This window comes from Mesotoga sp. Brook.08.YT.4.2.5.2. (assembly GCF_003351125.1).
Lineage (GTDB): Bacteria > Thermotogota > Thermotogae > Petrotogales > Kosmotogaceae > Mesotoga.
Genome location: NZ_JPGZ01000006.1, coordinates 122,724 through 137,376 on the forward strand (window position 1 = coordinate 122,724; position 14,653 = coordinate 137,376).

Genomic DNA, 14,653 nt, shown 5'->3' on the forward strand with positions numbered 1-14,653 from the left:
TCACCTCCATCGTTCATGATACGAAAGATCGGGAGAGGTCGCTCTCCCGATCTTTGATATCACACGATTGTGTGAATTAATTCCATTACGGAAGGGTTATATCTGGAACAACGAACGCATCGAGCTTCTCTTGAGTATCAGGAACAATAAGCGTTCCGGCTTTTAGAAGACCCTTAAGGAACTCAACTTCGCCGAGAATAACCGGTCCAACAACATCCTTAGTGTAGGTCATCGGACTAATTCCAACACCTTCATCCTTTATTCCGAGTGTCTTTGCTCCGGGTTCGAAAGTTCCGAGAGCGATACTCATAACGGCTTGATAGGAAGCCATGTCAACTCTCTTGACAGAACTTGTTAGGACTCTTCCAGGAGCCATGTAATCCTGATCAACATCGACACCAACTGCAAAGAAACCTTCTCCCTTTTCTGCCGCAGCTTCAATGACACCATTTCCACACGCGCCAGCTGCATGGAAGACAATGTCGGCGCCTTCTGCGAACTGAGCGATGGCAAGGTCCTTACCCTTCTTAGGATCGTTGAAATCCATAGTGTATCCCTGAAGCATGCTTATCGTTTTTCCGTGTATCTCTTCGTAGACTCTTATTCCGGCCTCATAGCCGTAGCGGAATCTTTCAACTGGAGGAATTGGAAGACCTCCAACGAAGCCTACCATGTTGGTCTCTGTCATGGCCGCTACCACATAACCTACCAGGAAAGCTCCTTCTTGTTCTTTGAAGAGATACGTTGCTACATTATTCGGCATGTTCTCAACAGGGTCAATGTCTATGCCTACGAAGTAAGTATCCGGGAACTGAGGAGCAACCTTATACAGCGCATCGGCCATCATGAAGCCAACTGCGAAGATAATATCTGCTTCCTTTGCTGCGTTTGACAGATTAGGGATATAGTCGGACTGTTCCTTTGATTGTACGACTTCTCTGTCAATTCCCAGGAAGTCAGAGGCCTTGACAATTCCTTCCCAAGTTCCATCATTAAATGACTTGTCTCCGAGCCCCCCAACGTCAGTAATCATGATTACCTTCATTGCCATTACTGGGAGAGCAAACATGAGAATAAGTGAGAACACCAACAATAGTCTTAGTTTCATTCAACAACACTCCCTTTCTTATGAGATAGTAAGATCCATAGAACTGATAACACAATTATACCCGCAAAAACTACCAAAAACAAAATGTTTATCGAAGGTTCAATAGGCACACTCAGCATCGGAGAACCACCTTGGACAAAGAGATTTAGATCGCTCAGGCCCGGGAGCTGTATTAACAGGAATACTACAATTACTGCAAGGTGGATATAAGAGATAACAGGTTTCTTTACAACAAATAGCGTAATCGTCAGCAAAAAAAGAGCAACTACTAGCGCCGCAAACTCTGGAACTCTGTAGACTTTGACCGGGATTGGCGAGGGTTTGCTTTCTAGCAGCGGATCGATTCTTTGATGGTAATCGTCCAAAGCGATGGAAAGCTCAGGTCTTGATCCTAGAGTATCTTCAAGTGAAGTGGTGAAATCCTTTCTCATTGTTTGTCCAGCGTATTTGACAATTGTCTCTGAAGTGTCCAGCAATTTCGAAACGGCATTGGCGTAACCTTTACTATTTCTGTTGCTGTCTCTTATGAAGCTATTGATATCTTTTGTGAGGTCCTGCAACTCGGATGCATATACGGCCTGGTTCTCAATAGACAAATACTCACTAAAGGCCGGGGCCGTTACCCTCAATCTTCCGTTGGCGTCTATACTGTAGGTCAATCCTGCCTCGGATGAAAAAGAGTTCAGTTTGTTGGTGATGATTATCCTCAGGACTCTTTTCAGAGTGTTCAACTCGCTCGAAACAAGTGAGTTCAACTCTCTTGTCTGCAGGCTGATCATCGACTCAGGAGCAAGAAACACATCGCTCTTCAGAGTCGAATAGTAAACTGAATCGTAGAATCCATCGAAACTGTCCATTGAAAGCTCTGTTTGCTCGTTAAAAAGATTAAGGAATGGCAGAATGGCTATGAGAACAAGCATTAGCAGTTTCAAGAGCTGAACTCTGTTTCTCTTTCTCCTATTCATTAGCGAAGAAACGGTCAGAATGAACGCGAATGCAAAGGCGGGCAATGCCACTATTGAATGCAGAGAAAGATCGAAGATGCCAACAGCAATGTTACCAATGAAGAATATGTACAAGGTTTCAAGAATGATGATAGTACCTAACAGATACTTCTTGACAGAGTTGAAGAGAGTGAATCCCAGAACAACCAGCAATGCGTAGGCAACAATTCTCAACCACCAGAGATCGATTTTCTTTTCAACGCTTGAAACGAGGTTGGCTGAGAGCTCGTTCCTTATCCGACCCATTATGTTTGTTTGAATGGGTATGATCTTTCTCACTTCACTGGTGATGTCATTCTCGATTAGGCCGACCGGAGTGAATTGCTTAATCGAAAGCAGCTGGGCGCCCATCTGAATCTTTTCAAAGACTTGAGCCTTTATTTCTGGATTCTCATCAAGGACGTCCATTAGTTCTCGATACTCAGAGTCATCTGGTTCAGTGCCAAGCTCAAACCCTGCCAATTCTTTCGGTTTCACCGGGATCGACTCCGGGAAAAAGGGAGCATAATCAATCAGAGCCATAGATCTTAGAAGCCATAGCCGAAAGAGTTCTCTCCCAGATGCCATCATCTCAGGACCGGAAATCTGAGCTAGATCCATAGCAGTCTGAATTGCCAATCTGTTTACTTCTTCATCAACAAGTGTGTCCACTCGGTACTCTTTCGAACTCAAGGTCGAGATCGTAGAGTTAAGGGCTTCAAGTATCCTGGTATCTGAAAGACTCAGAATTTCTTGTTCCGACTCTGCAGGAGCGTCTACTGCAAGGTTGAAGGAAGAAAAAGAGTTTGTTATAGTCAGTTCCTCGGGAAACGCTTCAGGTTTGCTCTTCACGAGGCCAAGAGCGAATGCTATCCACTCCTTATAGACAGTCTCTGCCATGCTCCTGACTCTTGTCGTGTAGGAGTTGAAGACCTCAAGATATGCCGGCATCTCATTTAACGTATAGGTCTCAAAGGGTTTTCCTGAGATGTCTGTTAGAACCCATGCAAGAAAGGCGCTATAGGCTATCCTGTCGTCGTTATCGCGAAAGTCGTCAATGTCTGTGAAAGCTCCGAGATGCCTGGTCAGCAACCCGGCGATAGTCGTTGAACTCTCTTTCTTTTCAATGCTCCCAACCATCTGGAGTTTGTACATCCTGTAGATTGACAGATAATCAAGGTCCTGATTGAGCCTGACAACTTTGGGCAGCTGCGGCTCTTGGCTTACATAATCACTAATGTAATTCTCGAAATCCTCAATGATCACTTTCTGGCTAAAGGAAAAGGAAAGAATTGCGATTACCAGAAACACAATGACCGAGAGTATTCTATTTGGCACTCTACACCTCCAGCCCGATCACTTGTTCAACATGTTCTCAATGGCGTTGATTATGACATTAAGACCGGTAGTGTTCGCGGCCCCGTCAGGTAAAACTATATCACAAAAGTACTTCTGGGGTTCAATGAAACTTTCAAAAGACGGAGCGACAAACTTTCTATACTGTTCTATTATGCTGTCTACGGATCTACCTCGCTCTTTAGTATCACGTTCTATCCTTCTAATAAGCCTTTCATCTGCCGGCGCATCTATGTATATTGAGAAGTCGAAGAGATCCCTCATTTCCCTCTTGAACATTACCAGGAGCCCTTCGACGATAATCAGCGGTTTAGGCCTAAACTCTCTACAGATTCCTTCTTCTCGCCTGTACGTGACCATGCTATAGACTGGAACCATAATGCTTTTGTTCTGCTTAACGGATTTGAGGTGCTGTTCAAAGAGTTCAAAGTCAAAGGCTTTCGGAGAATCGAAATTGAACTCTCTCGGATCAGTTCCGGGATCCAGGTTTTTGTAGTAGTCATCCATCGAGAGAACAGCCGCTCTTTCGTTGAAGTGATTGAAGATTACGTTGGTTACGGACGTCTTTCCGGCCCCGCTTCCTCCGATTATTGAAACAAGAACCATTAAGCTCTTCTCCCTTTTCTGGAAGAACCGAATGTCATATTGAAAGCAAGTGATCTGAATGAGACAGAAATGTCAATTTCCTCATTGCTTATGCCAGGAGGCAGAGTAAGGCGGATTGGAGCGAAGTTGACAATCCCCTTGACACCCGCATCTGCCAATAAATCAGCGATGATTTGGGCCGCGTTCGCGGGAACAGTGATTACACCAATCTCTATTTGCCTTTTCTTCACAATTTCCTCTAACACTTCTGTTGATTCTATTACAAGATCGTTCGGCATTGGAATACCGATTTTGTTTGGATTGTTGTCGAAGAGCGCTTTTGCAATGAAACCGGAGTTCTCAAGTCCGGGGTAGTTGGCCAACGCCATACCGAGGTTTCCCATCCCCACTATACAGGTCTTCCACTTCTTCCTTATTCCAAGGATTTCGCTAATACTATCAAGAAGAAGCTTTGTACTATAACCGACACCCCTCTTTCCGAACTCTCCAAAATATGAAAGATCCTTTCTCACTTGACTGGCTTTAATCCCGAGCCTTTCTGCCAGATCATTTGAGGATACGCTTGCCACTCCTGAGATAACCATGTTTTCCAGGCACCTGTGGTATACGGCGAGTCTCTTTATAGTAGGTTTTGGGATTTTTGTGTTATCCATTGCTGATCAACCTCCCGGCAGGCGTATTTGTGAAAATTATATCACGATTATTTACATACATCTTTTGATGGCGCCACTCAAAAAATGTGCCATAGCAACGTGCTATAATTATCCGTAGAATATCCATAATTTCGACTGGAGCGCTTTTTATGGGAAAGAGAGCAAGACTTAATAGCCAGGTAGCATCGGTAGTACTGCTGATAATTTCTCTCTTCCTATTTGTAGAATCGCTTTACATTTTTAGATACATAAGAGAATCGCAGTCTACCGAATTTGAAGTCGGTTTTTTCGACCTCTCGTCTCGTCTCAGAATTCTTCTCGGTGATGAGGGGTATGTTCTTGAACCTGGTGAGCATTTGGTACTAAAGATAAGACGAAATGATAAATTGGTTGTTGAGCAAGATCTGCCCGGAAGGTATACGGTTAGGGGCGGAGGCGAGATGGTGAATGTGAGTATTCCACTGGCGGAAGTGAGTGTAAAGTGATGGGAAGCTATAGAGAAACGGAAATGGTCAATCTCGTTGTCTTCGCTTTCGGTTCATACATAGATTACAGGCTTCAGGAAATTCAACCTGTTCTTGAGAAGGAGTTTGGACCGGCAGACTATATATCGAAATCGCTGGATTTCGATAAATACACATCTTATTACAACGATGAGATGGGATTTGGTCTTAAAGGCAAGCTGCTTTCTTTTAAGAGGCTCGTACACCCTCAACAACTTTCCCTCATAAAGAGAATTACAAACGATATTGAAGAGAAATTCGGACTGGAAGGGAAGAGAAAAGTAAATCTAGATCCGGGCTATGTTCATCACGCTCAGTTTGTTCTCGCATCAACTAAGCATTGGGCGAATCGTATCTATATTGGAGACGGCATCTCTGCTGAGATAACTCTCATTTTCGTCAATGGTGCTTTTACACCACTTCCATACACTTATCCGAACTATCGGGATCGGGAGTATATTGAAGAACTCATGCGAATCAGGGAGCTGTACCTCTTCAAAAGAAAGGAAAGACTATGAAGTTTGGAGTTCTCTCTCTGGGATGCTCAAAGAATATTGCCGATATGGATAATTTCATGGGCATTATGAGAAGCAGGGGCCATGAGATAGTAAAAGATGCTTCGCGTGCGGATTTACTAGTTATAGACACCTGCGGGTTTATCGACGATGCAAAGAAGGAGAGCCTGGAAGAGATCTTCAGGGCCCTTTCCTACAAAGAGCACAATCCGAATCTAAGAGTACTTGCAGTCGGGTGCCTTGTTCAAAGATATTTCGAAGAATTGAAATCTGAGATCCGCGAAGTTGATGGGTTAGTTGGAGTCACAAGCCCGGCAACGCTCGCTGATCTTATCGAGAGAAATGAGGTATTCTTCATTGGTGAACCTGATGGAGTCTACGAGTACTCCACCAGAGTCGCTGAAAAATATAGTGCTTACGTGAAGATTGGAGACGGCTGCAACAGAAATTGTGCTTTCTGTTCAATTCCCAACTTCAAAGGTTTTGCGGCAAGTCGTACTTCAGAAAGCATAGTTAAAGAGACTCTTTCTTTGGTGCGACAAGGTGTGAAAGAGATCGTTCTAGTATCTCAGGACTGTACGCAATATGGTTTAGATCTGGATGAGGGAGTCACTCTTGCCGGACTTCTCGGTAAATTGAATGATCTTGAAGGAGATTTCTGGATACGGGTTCTTTATCTTCACCCCGATCATGTGGAAGATGAACTGATAGATTCGATTCTCTCGCTTTCAAAGGTAGTAGATTATTTCGATATACCTGTTCAGAGTGGTTCCGATGAGATCCTGAAGAGAATGGGCAGGTCAAAGAACTCTAGACAGTTACGCGATTTGCTCCTTGGAATCAGAGAAAAAGCACCTCATGCTGTGTTGAGAACGACAATAATGGTCGGATTCCCAGGTGAGAGTGAAGCTACATTCAACGAGACTGTCGATTTTGCAAGAAGTGTTAGGTTCGATAGACTCGGAGGTTTTGTCTACTCAAGAGAGGAAGGAACGCCAGCATTCGATAAGAAGCTTACTGTAAGCAAGAATGCAGCAAAGGAGATGCTTGAGCTTCTGCTTGACGAACAGGATCGGATTTCAGCGGAGCGCCTTTCAGACTTTAAAGGAAAGGTAGTTACTGTGTTGCTTGAGGAGAGCGGTGAAAGTTACACGCTGGGAAGAGCATATAACAGCGCTCCTGATGTTGATGGAGTGGTTGTTTTGAAGGGCCATAAGCAGGAAGGAGTTTTCTTGAAAGCCAGAATCACAGATACTTACGAGCATGACATGGAAGGTGTTGTTCTTGATGAACTTGCCTAACATTCTTACCCTGTCGAGAATGGTGCTCGCTTTACCTACCCTTCTATTGCTAATGAGTGGGAATGTCGTTGGTTACTACTTTTCATTCCTTGTCTTCGGAATTGCTTCACTTACAGATTTCTTTGACGGGAGAATAGCAAGAAAGCGTGGTCTCGTTACGGATCTGGGGAGGTTTCTAGATCAGATCTCTGACAAGATCCTTGTTACATCAGTCTTCCTGGGCTTCATGGCGATTTCGAGAGTCAGTCTCTGGTTCCTTTTCATACTGATCTTTAGAGACACGCTTGTCTCAGGGATAAGAATGGTTGCCTCGAGCAGGGGAAAAGTGATCGCGGCTGATGCTCTCGGAAAGGTTAAGACGTTCTCTCAAATGATTCTCTTGGTAATTCTCTACATGAATTTGCTATGGGATTTCCCCTCTCAAGCATTGGTGCTGTGGCTTGAGGTCTTCGTCGCAGGTGTCACGGCAGCGAGTGGAGCCAACTACCTGTTTAAGAATCTAGACATTTTCAAAGGGGGGGATTGACTTGCGCTCTTTTATCGCAGTTGATACAGGCGACAGGGTTTCCGCTATGATAGACAGTATCTCGGAAAGGCTTAGAAGGATGGGGTTCAAGGCATCATGGGTGCCGGGAGTAAACTCTCACGTTACTCTTGCATTTCTTGACAACATAGAGCCGGAAAGACTCTCTTTACTGGCATCGATGTTGTCGCGTAGACTGAGAGGGTTTCCTTCATTCACTCTGGAAACTGGAGGCATAGGTTACTTCAAACATAAGGACTTGCCAAAGGTTATTTGGGTAGGAATTGAAAGAAATCAGAGTCTCATTAATCTACAGAGAGAGACGCGAGTAGTTCTTGAAGCAATGAATCTGCCTGTTGAAGATAATTTTAGACCGCATTTGACTGTAGGCAGGATGAAATTCAGTCCGCCAATGTGGCGGAAATTCTTGAGTACACTTGATAGTGAACGAGTGATATTTCCTGTCGGAGAAGCCACAATATTCGAATCGATTCTCTCCAGGGAAGGAGCTAGGTACAGAAAGGTCTTCACATGCAGCTTTGAAGGAGGACTGATTGAACATGCTGTCGAAGGATAAGAAAAACGCACTTGATAGAGCAATAAAAGATATCGAGAAACAGTTTGGCAAGGGTTCGGTAATGCTTATGGGAGATAAAGAAGATCAGAAGAGTATAGAAGTGATCTCAACCGGCTCACTTGCTGTCGACATTGCCCTTACAGTGGGGGGTTATCCAAGGGGCAGAGTAGTTGAGGTTTACGGTGCTGAATCGAGCGGAAAGACGACAATTGCCTTGCATGCTATTGCAGAAGTTCAGAGGCGGGGTGGGATAGCTGCCTTCATCGATGCAGAGCACGCTCTCGATATCCATTATGCGCAGAATCTTGGGGTGGATGTTGACAATCTCTTGATATCTCAGCCTGATTACGGAGAACAGGCTCTGGACATTGTTGATGGCCTAATCAGGTCTAGTGCGGTCGATCTAATTGTAGTGGACTCTGTTGCAGCTTTAGTGCCTCGCACCGAGATTGAGGGGGCGATGGGCGAACTGCAGGTTGGTCTTCAGGCTCGGCTTATGTCACAGGCACTAAGGAAGATTTCTGGGAACGTAAGTAGATCGAAGTGCATCGTGATTTTCATTAACCAAACAAGAATGAAAATCGGGGTAGTCTACGGTAATCCTGAAACAACAACCGGGGGTGTCGCACTGAAATTCTATGCTTCGGTAAGACTTGAGGTTAGGAGGGGCAGTGCTATAAGAGAAGGGAACACAGTTCTTGGAAACGAGACAACCATTAAAGTTGTGAAGAACAAAGTTGCCCCGCCATTTCGAGAAGCCAAGGTTGACATAATTTACGGGCAAGGGATCGAGCATGCAAACGAGCTATTCAATCTTGCGGTTTCTGAGAACATGATAGATAGAAAGGGAGCATGGTACGCTTACATGACCCCTGATAATAGTGAAGTAAGCCTTGGGCAGGGCAAGGCTAATGGAGTAGAATTCTTGAAGGAAAACCCTGAGCTGATGCTCGAGATTGAAAACAGGCTAAGGACGAAGTTTGGTTTGCCGCTCCTGGAAGTCAAGAAAGAGGAGAAGGAAGACGACAAGTGATGGGTTCAGATCCAATGAAAGATGCTTTGAGATATTTGAAATACAGGTTGAGGTCAAGAAGGGAAATCGAAGTACAGCTCTTCAAGAAGGGGTATTCTGAGAAGGAGATCAAAGAGGTCATTGAAAAGCTGGAAGAGCAGGGCTTAGTTAACGACGGCATTTTCGCCAGACTCTATGTAAGCGACGGACTGAATGTGCATTACAAAGGCCCGTTCAGGCTTCGACAGGAGCTACTTGGGTTAGGAATCTCAGAAGAGGTAATTGACGATACAATTAAATTAGAACTGGACAGTTGCGACTTGAAAGAGATTGGAAAAAGAGCTGCAGGCAACACAGAATTGACTGATCCTGATAAGATAAGAAGAAAACTCTACAGAAGAGGGTTTTCCTCTTCGATAATCGATGAGATTATTGAGGAGATCAAAGAGAAATCATGAAGGGAGGGAGCTGGTTTCCTCGAAGGCTAGGTGAAAGGACCAGCGATGAGAAACTATGATGCTACTGATTGGTATAATAGCCGGCCTGGCAGCGGGTATTGCGCTGGCTTATTTTATACTCACCCCTTTGGCTGTGAAGAAGGCAAAGGATGAGCTTGAGCTTCAACTGAAATCCGCAAAACAGGATTCAGAGTCGATAATCAAGAGGGCTCAGGAAGAGGCGGATCATCTTAAGAAGAAGGCACTCTTAGAAGGCCGTGAAGAACTCCACAGGCTTCGTGAGGAGCAAGAGAAGGATTTCAAGAGAGATCGAGAAGAACTGAAGCAATGGGAAGAAAGGATTTCCAGAAGAGAAGATAACATCGATAAAAAGGAAGAAGCTATTGAGAGGACTCGACAACAGTTGGATATCGAAAGGGCTCGTGTTGAAGAGATGAAAGAAGAAGCAGAGAAGAAACTGTTCAGCCTTGCCGACCTTTCGATGGAGGATGCCAGAGAGATAGTCCTGAGGAGAGCTGAAGAAATCTACGAACATGATCTTGCTCAGAAGCTTAAGGAGATGAAAGATCACTACGACGAAGAAGGCAATCGATACGCGAAATGGGTAATCGTCAACTCAGTCCAGCGCTATGCGGCAGATTATACGGGCGATATAACTGTAAGCGCGGTAAGCCTTCCTTCCGATGAGATGAAGGGAAGGATCATAGGCAGAGAGGGAAGGAATATCAGAGCATTTGAGAAGTTGACCGGTTCGGATCTCGTGATCGATGATACACCTGAAGTTGTTGTGGTATCCTGTTTCAATCCTCTTAGGAGGGCGATCGCAAAGATGACACTGGATAGGCTCGTTGAAGATGGAAGAATTCATCCTGCCAGGATTGAGGAAATGTACGAAAAGTCAAAAAAAGAGATCTACAGTGAAATAAAAGAAGCGGGTCAGGAAGCTTTGATGAAAGTAGGTATTCCCTCGATGCACCCAGAGCTTGTCAAACTACTAGGAAGGCTTAAGTTCAGGACGAGTTACGGTCAGAACGTATTGCAGCACTCTGTTGAAGTTGCACATCTTGCAGCTCTAATGGCTTCCGAATTGGGTTTGAACATTGACAAAGCGAAAAGGGGGGCGATCCTTCACGATATTGGAAAGGCAATTGATCACGAAGTTGAGGGATCTCATGCGATTATTGGGGGAGAGATTGCCAAGAGGTACGGGGAAAAGGTTCAGGTTGTCAATATGATACAGTATCACCATGGTGAGACGGAGGCTTTGACCCCTGAAGCGGTTCTTGTGGCCGCTGCAGATGCTGTATCTGCTTCAAGGCCAGGAGCTAGAAGAGAGTCGCTTGATATGTATATTAAACGACTTGAAAACCTGGAGAACATTGCGACCGGATTCAAGCATATAGAAAAGGCCTACGCAATTCAGGCAGGGAGAGAGATTCGGGTAATTGTAGAGCCAGAAAAGGTTGATGATCTGCTGGCCGAGAAAATGGCCGTAGATATTGCCAAGAAAATTGAAGAGGAACTCGAATATCCCGGTGTTATTAAGGTGACTGTTATAAGGGAACGAAGAAGCGTCTCTTATGCGTCATGACAGATTGACATAGGAAAAGCGGTGATATAGAATTGGAACCAGGTGCCAACGTAGCTCAACCGGTAGAGCGGCTCATTCGTAATGAGCAGGTTGGGGGTTCAAGTCCCTTCGTTGGCTCCAGATGCGCCCCTTACGGGCGCATTATTATTGGTGGTGGTGCAAATGAGTGATTTCGAGAAGGAAGTCCTCGAATTCATCAAGAAATGGGACCTAATAGAAAGTGGTCAGAAAATTCTTGTAGCAGTTTCTGGAGGGAAGGACTCAATGTGTCTTCTCAATGTTCTGATAAATCTTAAATCGGAGCTGGGAATAGACCTCTTTGCCGCAAATCTCGACCATGGTCTTCGAAGGAAGGGACCCGTCGAGGAAGCAGGTATGATTGGCGATTTCTGTCGGGCGCGGTCGGTACCCTTCTTTCACGAAAGACGAGATGTTAATGAGCTTTTGAAAAAGAGGCGCGGTTTGTCGATAGAGTCTGCGGCGAGGGAAGTAAGATATTGTTTTCTGAGAGAAGTTAAGATGTCTATCGGTGCAGATTTAATCGCCGTAGGGCATAATCGAGACGATCTTGTAGAAAATATCCTGCTAAGAATCGTGAAGGGAACTGGCATGAAAGGTGTGATTGGACTGCGCCCGTTAGGTGGCGATTTGATAAGACCTCTGCTATTCAGCGATATGCAACGTATTATAGATTATGTTACAATTAACAGGGTTACATTTATGGAGGATGAAACCAACTCTGAGGATGATTTTGAGCGCAATTACGTTCGTCTGAGAATCATTCCGGAGCTTAGAAAGATAAACTCAGCACTTAATGAGGCCGTGTGGCGGTTCTTTGAAAACATCAATGATGGATATGCACTGATCCATGAAAGGGTTGAAGAGGTTCTGGAGCAGATCGAATTCGCAGACGGTGTTTTTTTTGTGGAGGCCTTGAAGCTTAAAGAAGTTGAAAGGGCCGTTTTGTTGGAGATGGTGAGAGAGATCGTTTCTATTCTTAGTTCTGACAAGTATCCACCCTCCAGAGAGCGAGTTGTTGCCTTTTTCGATCTCCTGATTTCTAGTAGAGGAGGGTGGACTGTTGAGTTTAGAGAAGATATCAAGGCCTCGAAGATCGGCAGATATGTCTTCTTCTACGGGGGAGAACTTAGATTCAAGCGGATCGAAAGGCAAAGTATAGACTCTCTCCCTTTCAGCCGTGAACTAGAAGGATGGAAGATTTCCCTGGAATGCAACGAAGAGGTTCCGGAAGCGATGATCGAAAGATTGGACGGTGCCTTTAATAGCATATGTTCGGGTGATAAGCTCTCCTTCCCTTTGAGCTTGCGGCCGATGGATGAAAGAGACAAGATCATCCCGTTTGGAATGTCAAGAAATAAGAAAGTTATCGATGTAGTTACAGAGAAAGGTTTGAAGGGCTTCTCAAGCAGAATTATGGTTCTTGAAAACGCTTTTGGAGATATCCTCTGGATTCCAGGTGTTGTCACGAGCGAGCTTTGCAGAGTTTGCCCCTCCAGTCTCGACAGCGTAGTTTTTTGCCTTGAAAGGAGGTAGTTCTGTGGATCAAAAGCCCAGGATTGGAATGATTCTCTTCTATGTTGTTTTGGGCATATTCCTGCTAATTGCACTCAGGGGCCTATATCCAACTGAGACAAGTGTTGTAGTTCCCTACACTAAGTTCCTGGATGACTTTAATAATATTATTGATATAGTTGTTTACGATAATGGAAAAGTCGTGTACATAACAGGAGATAACCCCAGAAGATCACTTGAGACGTATGTCCCCTCTCAGACTCTTATGACTCAAACTTTTCAGAATCACATAGACCGATTGGCGGAGAGAGGAGTAAACATCACATTCGAAAGAGGAAGCGATTCTCTCTTCTGGGTGAATCTTCTTGGAACTATGATTCCTCTCGCAATAATCGTGTTCATCTGGTTCTTCTTGATGAGATCTATGTCTGGCCGCAATTCACAGGCCTTCACATTCACTAAGAGTCCGGCAAAGAAATATGTCAACACTGACAAACACGTGACTTTCAAGGATGTTGCGGGAGTTGAGGAGGCCCAGCAGGAGCTAGCCGACATTGTCAGTTATTTGAAGGATCCCTCGGTGTTCACAGAAACAGGGGCAAGAATGCCCAAAGGTATATTATTGGTGGGTCCTCCGGGAACGGGGAAGACGCTCCTTGCAAGAGCTGTGGCGGGAGAAGCTGGGGTTCCCTTCTTCTTCATAAGCGGATCGGACTTCGTCGAACTCTTCGTTGGAGTTGGAGCGGCAAGAGTTAGGGATCTTTTCACTCAGGCTAAGTCTTCAGCGCCTGCGATTCTGTTCATTGATGAAATTGACGCCGTGGGTAGACACAGAGGAGCAGGACTCGGGGGCGGCCATGACGAGAGAGAGCAGACGTTGAACCAGATTCTTGTCGAAATGGACGGATTTGATGCCAGGACCGGAGTTGTAGTTATTGCGGCCACGAACAGACCAGATATTCTGGACAAAGCTTTGCTGCGCCCAGGTAGATTTGACAAGAAAATCTCAGTTGATCCGCCAGATCTGAAAGGAAGAACAGAGATCCTGAAGATACACATGCGAGGTAAACCTATAGACCCTGAAGTTGATGTCCAGCTGCTTGCCAGGAGAACTCCAGGGTTTGTTGGAGCTGACTTGGAGAATCTGATCAATGAAGCGGCAATTCTCTCTGCTAGAAAGAAGAAAAAGATGATTGGAATGGTTGAACTTGAGGAAGCTATTGATAGAGTTCTTGCGGGACCGGCTAAGAGATCTCGGAGAATAAACGATCGTGAGAAGAAGATACTTGCCTATCACGAACTAGGACATGCCGTAGTAGGTTTGATTCTTCCAAAAGCCTTCCCTGTGCACAAGGTTACAATAATTCCTCGCGGCACTTCGATTCTCGGCTTCACGGAAAGCCTGCCACTAGAGGACAGGTATCTAATAACTAAGTCTGAGCTGTTAGACAATATGGCTCAGGCCCTAGGAGGAAGAGCGGCGGAAGATCTGGTATTTGGCGAGATTACCACTGGTGCTGCAAGCGATTTGGAAAGAGCAAGTGCGATGGCCCGGAGTATGGTCACTCAGTTTGGAATGAGTGAGAGATTGGGACCAATCGCTTGGGGCAAAGAGGAAGAGGAAGTATTTCTCGGAAGAGAGCTCACAAGGATGAAGAACTATTCTGAAGAAATTGCCAGTGAGATAGATTCAGAGGTTAAGACAATAGTTCTGACGTGTTATGAAAGGGCGAAGAGAGTTCTTTCGGATTACAGGAAGAAACTGGATGAAGCGGCCGACTATCTTCTTCAGAAGGAGACGATTTCCGGCAAAGAACTGGCCGAAATCCTGGGACTTGAAACCGGCAACTATTATAGAGATGATATTGAGACTGTAGAGATTGCTCCTGGGGCGACAGCAAGCGATCCCGAGATCACAAAGGAGTAGAGGTGAA

General features: G+C 45.1%; 14 protein-coding genes and 1 tRNA gene. 11 read left to right on the forward strand and 4 right to left on the reverse strand.

Going from position 1 to position 14,653, the window contains the following annotated elements:
- Positions 1–85: 85 nt before the first annotated feature.
- The 4 genes from Q502_RS01465 to Q502_RS01480 are packed head-to-tail and all read right to left on the reverse strand — an operon-like array spanning position 86 to position 4,706.
- Positions 86–1,108 carry a BMP family protein gene (locus Q502_RS01465; RefSeq protein ID WP_099830655.1) on the reverse strand — a complete coding sequence of 341 codons (1,023 nt, stop codon included), beginning with the start codon at positions 1,106–1,108 and terminating at the stop codon, positions 86–88.
- Positions 1,105–3,429: a hypothetical protein gene (locus Q502_RS01470; RefSeq protein ID WP_099830656.1), complete on the reverse strand. Its 2,325-nt coding sequence runs from the start codon at positions 3,427–3,429 to the stop codon at positions 1,105–1,107. Before Q502_RS01470 ends, Q502_RS01465 begins: the two co-directional genes overlap by 4 nt.
- A gap of 18 nt (positions 3,430–3,447) precedes the next feature.
- Positions 3,448–4,053: a uridine kinase gene (gene udk, locus Q502_RS01475; protein WP_099830657.1), complete on the reverse strand. Its 606-nt coding sequence runs from the start codon at positions 4,051–4,053 to the stop codon at positions 3,448–3,450.
- Positions 4,053–4,706 (reverse strand): redox-sensing transcriptional repressor Rex, encoded by a 654-nt coding sequence (locus Q502_RS01480; protein ID WP_099830658.1) that lies wholly within the window; start codon positions 4,704–4,706, stop codon positions 4,053–4,055. The genes udk and Q502_RS01480 overlap by 1 nt, the downstream gene beginning before the upstream one ends.
- Before the next feature lie 149 nt (positions 4,707–4,855).
- Here Q502_RS01480 and Q502_RS01485 point away from each other — a divergent pair, with 149 nt between their 5' ends.
- From Q502_RS01485 to ftsH, 11 genes are all read left to right on the forward strand, one after another.
- Positions 4,856–5,191, forward strand: coding sequence for a hypothetical protein (locus Q502_RS01485; RefSeq protein ID WP_099830659.1), 336 nt, complete (start codon positions 4,856–4,858; stop codon positions 5,189–5,191).
- A complete protein-coding gene (locus tag Q502_RS01490; protein ID WP_099830660.1) occupies positions 5,191–5,727 on the forward strand; it encodes a DUF4416 family protein in 537 nt (178 codons plus the stop codon). The genes Q502_RS01485 and Q502_RS01490 overlap by 1 nt, the downstream gene beginning before the upstream one ends.
- Positions 5,724–7,025 (forward strand): 30S ribosomal protein S12 methylthiotransferase RimO, encoded by a 1,302-nt coding sequence (rimO, locus tag Q502_RS01495; protein WP_099830661.1) that lies wholly within the window; start codon positions 5,724–5,726, stop codon positions 7,023–7,025. The genes Q502_RS01490 and rimO overlap by 4 nt, the downstream gene beginning before the upstream one ends.
- Positions 7,012–7,551: a CDP-diacylglycerol--glycerol-3-phosphate 3-phosphatidyltransferase gene (pgsA, locus tag Q502_RS01500; RefSeq protein WP_099830697.1), complete on the forward strand. Its 540-nt coding sequence runs from the start codon at positions 7,012–7,014 to the stop codon at positions 7,549–7,551. The genes rimO and pgsA overlap by 14 nt, the downstream gene beginning before the upstream one ends.
- A 1-nt stretch (position 7,552) precedes the next feature.
- Positions 7,553–8,125 carry an RNA 2',3'-cyclic phosphodiesterase gene (gene thpR / locus Q502_RS01505; protein WP_099830662.1) on the forward strand — a complete coding sequence of 191 codons (573 nt, stop codon included), beginning with the start codon at positions 7,553–7,555 and terminating at the stop codon, positions 8,123–8,125.
- Positions 8,109–9,158, forward strand: coding sequence for a recombinase RecA (recA, locus tag Q502_RS01510; RefSeq protein ID WP_099830663.1), 1,050 nt, complete (start codon positions 8,109–8,111; stop codon positions 9,156–9,158). Before thpR ends, recA begins: the two co-directional genes overlap by 17 nt.
- Entirely contained in the window at positions 9,158–9,595 is a 438-nt protein-coding gene (locus Q502_RS01515) for a regulatory protein RecX (protein WP_099830698.1), read from the forward strand. The genes recA and Q502_RS01515 overlap by 1 nt, the downstream gene beginning before the upstream one ends.
- Positions 9,596–9,650: 55 nt before the next feature.
- On the forward strand, positions 9,651–11,186 hold the full coding sequence (gene rny / locus Q502_RS01520) for a ribonuclease Y (protein ID WP_099830664.1): 1,536 nt from the start codon (positions 9,651–9,653) through the stop codon (positions 11,184–11,186).
- 44 nt (positions 11,187–11,230) lie between these two features.
- Positions 11,231–11,306 (forward strand) — tRNA-Thr (locus Q502_RS01525).
- 42 nt (positions 11,307–11,348) lie between these two features.
- Positions 11,349–12,740, forward strand: coding sequence for a tRNA lysidine(34) synthetase TilS (gene tilS, locus Q502_RS01530; protein WP_099830665.1), 1,392 nt, complete (start codon positions 11,349–11,351; stop codon positions 12,738–12,740).
- Positions 12,741–12,744: 4 nt separating this feature from the next.
- A complete protein-coding gene (ftsH, locus tag Q502_RS01535) occupies positions 12,745–14,646 on the forward strand; it encodes an ATP-dependent zinc metalloprotease FtsH (protein WP_099830666.1) in 1,902 nt (633 codons plus the stop codon).
- Positions 14,647–14,653: the final 7 nt, after the last annotated feature.

What these genes read in the sequence shown, in the direction of transcription:
- Q502_RS01465 (WP_099830655.1), bottom strand. Translation starts at nt 1,108, where the DNA reads ATGAAACTAAGACTATTGTTGGTGTTCTCACTTATTCTCATGTTTGCT.
- udk (WP_099830657.1), bottom strand. Translation starts at nt 4,053, where the DNA reads ATGGTTCTTGTTTCAATAATCGGAGGAAGCGGGGCCGGAAAGACGTCC.
- Q502_RS01480 (WP_099830658.1), bottom strand. Translation starts at nt 4,706, where the DNA reads ATGGATAACACAAAAATCCCAAAACCTACTATAAAGAGACTCGCCGTA.
- Q502_RS01485 (WP_099830659.1), top strand. Translation starts at nt 4,856, where the DNA reads ATGGGAAAGAGAGCAAGACTTAATAGCCAGGTAGCATCGGTAGTACTG.
- Q502_RS01490 (WP_099830660.1), top strand. Translation starts at nt 5,191, where the DNA reads ATGGGAAGCTATAGAGAAACGGAAATGGTCAATCTCGTTGTCTTCGCT.
- rimO (WP_099830661.1), top strand. Translation starts at nt 5,724, where the DNA reads ATGAAGTTTGGAGTTCTCTCTCTGGGATGCTCAAAGAATATTGCCGAT.
- pgsA (WP_099830697.1), top strand. Translation starts at nt 7,012, where the DNA reads ATGAACTTGCCTAACATTCTTACCCTGTCGAGAATGGTGCTCGCTTTA.
- recA (WP_099830663.1), top strand. Translation starts at nt 8,109, where the DNA reads ATGCTGTCGAAGGATAAGAAAAACGCACTTGATAGAGCAATAAAAGAT.
- Q502_RS01515 (WP_099830698.1), top strand. Translation starts at nt 9,158, where the DNA reads ATGGGTTCAGATCCAATGAAAGATGCTTTGAGATATTTGAAATACAGG.
- rny (WP_099830664.1), top strand. Translation starts at nt 9,651, where the DNA reads ATGATGCTACTGATTGGTATAATAGCCGGCCTGGCAGCGGGTATTGCG.
- tilS (WP_099830665.1), top strand. Translation starts at nt 11,349, where the DNA reads ATGAGTGATTTCGAGAAGGAAGTCCTCGAATTCATCAAGAAATGGGAC.